Below are 5,541 nucleotides of genomic sequence, written 5' to 3' on the forward strand. Positions count from 1 at the left end.
CAGCGCCGCACGATCGAGGGCGCGCAGATCCTGGCCGAGCGGCTGCTGGCCGAGGACGCCAAGAAGGCCGGTGTGCAGCTGGTCTCCGGTGGCACCGACGTGCACCTGGTGCTGGTCGACCTGCGCGATTCCGAGCTGGACGGTCAGCAGGCCGAGGACCGGTTGCACGAGATCGGCATCACCGTCAACCGCAACGCGGTGCCCAACGACCCGCGCCCGCCGATGGTGACCTCGGGTCTGCGCATCGGCACCCCGGCGCTGGCCACCCGCGGCTTCGGCAAGGACGACTTCACCGAGGTCGCCGACGTGATCGCCGAAGCGCTCAAGCCCGGCTTCGACGAGTCCGCCAGCGCCAAGCTGCGGGCCCGCGTCGAGGCACTGGCCGCCAAGCACCCCCTCTACCCGAACCTGGACGGAGGTCGTTGATGGCACCGCGGACCCCTGGGGCCGATCTCCCCGAACACCCGGACTGGTTGTGGCGCACGCCCGATCCGAAGGCTTCCTACGACGTGGTGATCGTCGGAGCAGGCGGGCACGGCCTGGCCACTGCCTACTACCTGGCGAAGAACCACGGCATCACCAACGTCGCCGTGCTGGAGCGCGGCTGGTTGGCGGGCGGGAACATGGCCCGCAACACGACGATCATCCGCTCCAACTACCTGTGGGATGAAAGCGCGGGGTTGTACGAACACGCGCTGAAGCTCTGGGAGGAGCTGGAAGCGGAGCTGGAGTACCCGCTGCTGTTCAGCCAGCGCGGGGTGCTCAACCTGGCCCACTCGCTGCAGGACGTGCGCGACAGCGTGCGGCGCGTCAACGCCAACAAGCTCAACGGGATCGACGCCGAGTTCCTGGATCCCATGCAGGTGGCCGAGATCTGCCCGATCCTCAACACCTCGCCGGACATCCGGTACCCGGTGCTCGGCGCCACCTACCAGCCGCGTGCCGGTATCGCCAAGCACGACCACGTCGCCTGGGGGTTCGCCCGCGCTGCCGACCAGCTGGGGGTGGACCTGATCCAGGGGTGCGAGGTCACCGGTTTCGACGTGGTCGGTGACCGGGTGGTCGGGGTGCGGACCAGCCGGGGAGCGATCCGGGCCGGCAAGGTGGCGTTGGCCGCCGCCGGGCACACCTCGGTGCTGGCCGACATCCTGGGCTTGCGGCTGCCGCTGCAAAGCCACCCGCTGCAAGCCCTCGTGTCCGAACTGCTCGAACCCGTCCACCCCACCGTGGTCATGTCCAACGCCGTGCACGTCTACGTTTCTCAAGCGCACAAGGGCGAACTCGTCCTCGGCGCCGGGATCGACTCCTACAACTCCTATTCCCAGCGCGGCGCCTTCCACGTCATCGAGCGCCAGATGTCCGCCGCAGTGGAGCTGTTCCCGATCTTCGCCCGCGCCCACGTGCTGCGCACCTGGGGCGGCATCGTCGACGTGACCCCGGATGCCTCGGCCATCATGGGGCTGACCCCGTTCGACGGCCTCTACGTCAACTGCGGTTGGGGCACCGGCGGTTTCAAAGCAACCCCCGGTGTCGGCTGGTGCTACGCGCACACCATCGCCAACGACCGGCCGCACCCGCTCAACGCGCCGTTCAGCCTCGACCGCTTCACCACCGGTGCGCTCGTGGACGAGCACGGCGCCGCGGGCGTTGCCCACTAGAGAACCTCCTCGAACGCGGGGTGCGCGGCCGAACGAGTCGAGCCCGGCTCCGCAGCTCGGAAAACCCCTGGAGTCCCTGATGATGCTCATCCCCTGCCCGTGGTGCGGGCCGCGTGACGAGAACGAGTTCCACTACGGCGGTCAGGCGCACGTCGACTACCCGGACGACCCCGCGTCGGTGTCCGATGAGGACTGGGGTCGTTACCTGTTCTTCCGCAGCAACCCCAAAGGCGTGTTCGCCGAGCGCTGGGTGCACGTCTCCGGATGCCGGCGCTGGTTCAACGTGCTGCGGGACACCGTCACCAACGAGATCGAGTCCGGTTACCGGATGCAGGAGCGCGAGGAGGTCGCCCGGTGAACGCGCAGCGGCTACCAGCAGGAGGCCGAGTGGACCGCTCCCGTCCGCTGACCTTCCACTTCGACGGCGTGCAGCACCAGGGCTACGCCGGTGACACGCTCGCGTCGGCGTTGCTGGCCAACGGGGTCCACCAGGTCGGCACCAGCATCAAGTACGGCCGTCCGCGCGGCATCGCGGCCGCCGGGGTGGAGGAGCCCAACGCCCTGGTGCAGATCGAGGCGCCCTTCCCGGAACCGATGCTGGCGGCCACCACCGTGCCGCTGTCGGACGGGCTGCGGGCGTCGGGCCTGTGCGGGCGTGGCCGGTTGGCAGCGGAAGCCGACCCCGCGCGCTACGACACCATGCACGCGCACTGCGACGTGCTGGTGGTCGGAGCGGGACCGGCCGGACTGGCCGCAGCGCGCCAGGCGGCGCGCACCGGTGCCAGGGTGATCGTCGCCGATTCCGACACCGAGTTCGGCGGGAGTCTGCTCGGTGCTCCCGAAGAGTTCGACGGCGCCCCGGCACTGGACTGGGTGCACCGGGTGACCGAGGAGCTGCGAGGCAGCGACGAGGCGCGCCTGCTCCCGAATACCACGGTTTTCGGGCTGTACGAGGACAACTACGTCGTCGCCGTGGAAAAGCGGACCGGCGGTGGGTCCCGCCAGCGGATCTGGCGCATCCGGGCGCGCGAGCTGGTGCTCGCCACCGGTGCCCACGAGCGTCCGCTCGTGTTCGCCGACAACGACCGGCCGGGCACGATGCTGGCGGGTGCCGCACGCACCTACCTCAACCGCCACGGAGTGCTGGTCGGCAGCCGCGCGGTCGTGTTCACCACCAACGACAGCGCATACTCTGCCGCGATCGAGCTGCACGACGCCGGCGTCGACATCGCCTGCATCGCGGAGGTCCGGGAGACCGCGCCGGTGCACTGGGCGGCGCGTTGCGCCGAGCGCGGCATCCGCATCCTGACCAGCCAAGCTGTCGTCGGCACCAGCGGTGTCGAGCACGTGACCGCAGCCCACCTCGCCGCGCTCGGCGAACCGAACCAGTACCGCAGCGAGGAGTGCGACCTGCTGCTGGTCTCCGGTGGCTGGAACCCCGCGGTGCACCTGCACAGCCAGGCTCGGGCCGGACTCCGGTTCGCCGCTGATCTCGGTGCGTTCGTCCCCGTTGAGACGGGCAAACCGGTGCGAACGGTCGGTGCAGCAGCGGGCCTGCTGACCACGCGCGAATGCCTGGCCGACGGAGCCGACGCCGCGACCGCGGCCAGCGAAAGGCTGGGCGTCGCAGCGGACCCGGTACCGATCCCGCGCACCCGGCCGGTTCCGGTCGAACCGGGGAAGCCGACCTGGCTCGTCCCCGGTGCGCAGGGTTGGGACCACCACTTCGTCGACCTGGCCAGGGACGCCACGGTGGCCGACGTCCGTCGCGCGACCGGCGCGGGCATGCGCTCCGTCGAGCACGTCAAGCGCTACACCACGATCGGCACCGCTCACGACCAGGGCAAGACCTCGGGAACGCTGGCCACCGGGGTCATCGCCGAAATCCTGGGCCTGGACCTCGCGGAACTGGGCACCACGACCTTCCGCGCGCCGTACGCGCCGGTCGCCTTCGCCGCGCTGGCGGGTCGTGAACGAGGCGACCTCTACGACCCGATCCGGGTGACGGCGATGCACGACTGGCACGTCGAGCAGGGGGCTCCGTTCGAGAACGTCGGCCAGTGGAAGCGCCCCTGGTACTACCCGCACCCGGGGGAGGACATGGCGTCGGCCGTGCTCCGCGAGTGCCGGGCGGTGCGCGAGGGTGTCGGCATCCAGGACGTGTCCACATTGGGCAAGATCGACGTGCAGGGACCGGACGCCGCTGAGTTCCTGGACCGGGTCTACACCAACATGATGAGCACGCTCAAGGTCGGCCGGATCCGCTACGGCCTGATGTGCAAGGCCGACGGCATGGTCTTCGACGACGGAACCGTGATCCGCGTTGCTGCGGACCGGTATCTGATCACCACCACCAGCGGGGGAGCGGCGGCCGTGCTGGAGTGGCTGGAGGAGTGGCTCCAAACCGAGTGGCCGGACCTCCGGGTGCACCTGACCTCGGTCACCGAGCAGTGGGCCACCGTCGCGCTGGTCGGGCCGAAGTCCCGCGCCGTGCTGGCCCGGGTGGCACCGGAGCTGGCCGTGGACAACGACAGCTTCCCGTTCATGTCCTGGCAGGACGCCGCGGTCGCCGGGCTGCGGGCCCGGGTGTGCCGGATCAGCTTCTCCGGTGAACTCGCCTACGAGATCAACGTTCCGCGCTGGCACGGACTCGCGCTGTGGGAGGCGCTGGTCGCCGCGGGCGAGCCGGAGGGCATCACGCCGTACGGAACCGAGACCATGCACGTCCTGCGCGCCGAGAAGGGATTCCCGATCGTCGGGCAGGACACCGACGGCACGGTCACCCCGCACGACCTCGGCATGAGCTGGGCGGTGTCGAAGAAGAAGCCCGACTTCATCGGCAAGCGGTCCTTCTCCCGAGCCGATACGGCGCGGGAGGACCGCAAGCACTTCGTCGGCCTGTTGCCCCAGGATCCGGACCTCGTGCTCGACGAGGGAGCTCAATTGGTCGAAGCCGCGGAACTGCCCGCACCACCGGTGCCGATGCTGGGCCACGTCACCTCCAGCTACCGCAGCGCGGTGCTGGAACGCGGATTCGCGTTGGCGCTGTTGGAGAACGGGCGGAACCGGATCGGGGAGTGCGTCTACAGCCCGGTCGGTGACCGGCTGGTTCCGGTCACGGTGACCGAGCCCGTGTTCTACGACAAGGAAGGAGCCCGCCGCGATGGCTGACACCGAGGCACTTACTCCGCTTGCTGACCGGGTGATCTCCAAGGCTGATGCGACGGTCGCGCGGATCGCGGAGGTCCCGTTCCGGGCGCAGGTGGGACTGCGCGTCGATCCGAAGAGTTCGGCAGCCGAGCGGATCGCCACCGCCATCGGCGCGATGTTGCCGGGTGACCCCGGTGGCGTCGTGGTGACCCGCGATCTGGTGGTGCTGTGGCTGGGCCCCGACGAGTGGCTGATCATCGGCCCGGTGGGGGCGCAGGACCGGATCGAGCGGACGCTCAATTCGGCGCTCGGTGGCGGTTTCGGTGCTGTGGTGGATGTTTCCGCGCACCGCACCATCATCGAGGTGTCGGGGGAACGCGCTCGAGACCTGCTCAACTCCGGGTGCGCGCTTGACCTGCACCCGCGTGCATTCCCCGCCGGCCGGTGCGCGTCGATGTTGTTGGCGCGGGCGCAGGTCGTGCTCGTGTGCTGCGATGCCCGAGAGCCCCGGTACTGGGTCCTGGTGCGGGCGTCCTTCGCCCGCTACCTGGCCGACTGGCTGGCCGACGCGACCACCGAGTTCGCACCGGATGTCAACGACTTGGTGCAGCTGTGAGCATCAGTGTCTTCGACCTGTTCTCGGTGGGCATCGGGCCGTCGAGTTCGCACACCGTGGGGCCGATGCGGGCGGCCAAGCGGTTCGCGCGGCGACTGCGCGATGAGGGCCGGTTGC

Annotated in this window: 5 protein-coding genes and 1 pseudogene; all 6 read left to right on the forward strand. The window is 69.9% G+C overall.

Annotated elements, in window-relative coordinates; translation table 11 throughout:
• Window positions 1-426, forward strand: a pseudogene (locus ABTZ89_RS34905) (serine hydroxymethyltransferase); the annotation flags it as partial.
• Entirely contained in the window at window positions 426-1,658 is a 1,233-nt protein-coding gene (locus tag ABTZ89_RS34910) for a sarcosine oxidase subunit beta family protein (RefSeq protein ID WP_270948043.1), read from the forward strand. The pseudogene ABTZ89_RS34905 and the gene ABTZ89_RS34910, both read left to right, overlap by 1 nt.
• Window positions 1,659-1,737: 79 nt before the next feature.
• Window positions 1,738-2,016: a sarcosine oxidase subunit delta gene (locus tag ABTZ89_RS34915; protein ID WP_270948044.1), complete on the forward strand. Its 279-nt coding sequence runs from the start codon at window positions 1,738-1,740 to the stop codon at window positions 2,014-2,016.
• Window positions 2,017-2,045: 29 nt separating this feature from the next.
• The gene (locus tag ABTZ89_RS34920) at window positions 2,046-4,829 is read left to right on the forward strand and encodes a 2Fe-2S iron-sulfur cluster-binding protein (RefSeq protein WP_351052985.1); all 2,784 of its coding nucleotides are present in this window, start codon (window positions 2,046-2,048) and stop codon (window positions 4,827-4,829) included.
• Window positions 4,822-5,424 (forward strand): sarcosine oxidase subunit gamma, encoded by a 603-nt coding sequence (locus tag ABTZ89_RS34925; protein WP_351052988.1) that lies wholly within the window; start codon window positions 4,822-4,824, stop codon window positions 5,422-5,424. Before ABTZ89_RS34920 ends, ABTZ89_RS34925 begins: the two co-directional genes overlap by 8 nt.
• Window positions 5,421-5,541 (forward strand): serine dehydratase beta chain (locus ABTZ89_RS34930; protein WP_351053001.1); only part of this gene is annotated, 121 nt, incomplete at its 3' end. The genes ABTZ89_RS34925 and ABTZ89_RS34930, both read left to right, overlap by 4 nt.

Source organism: Saccharopolyspora sp. NPDC002686 (genome assembly GCF_040295745.1).
GTDB classification, from domain to species: domain Bacteria; phylum Actinomycetota; class Actinomycetes; order Mycobacteriales; family Pseudonocardiaceae; genus Saccharopolyspora; species Saccharopolyspora oryzae.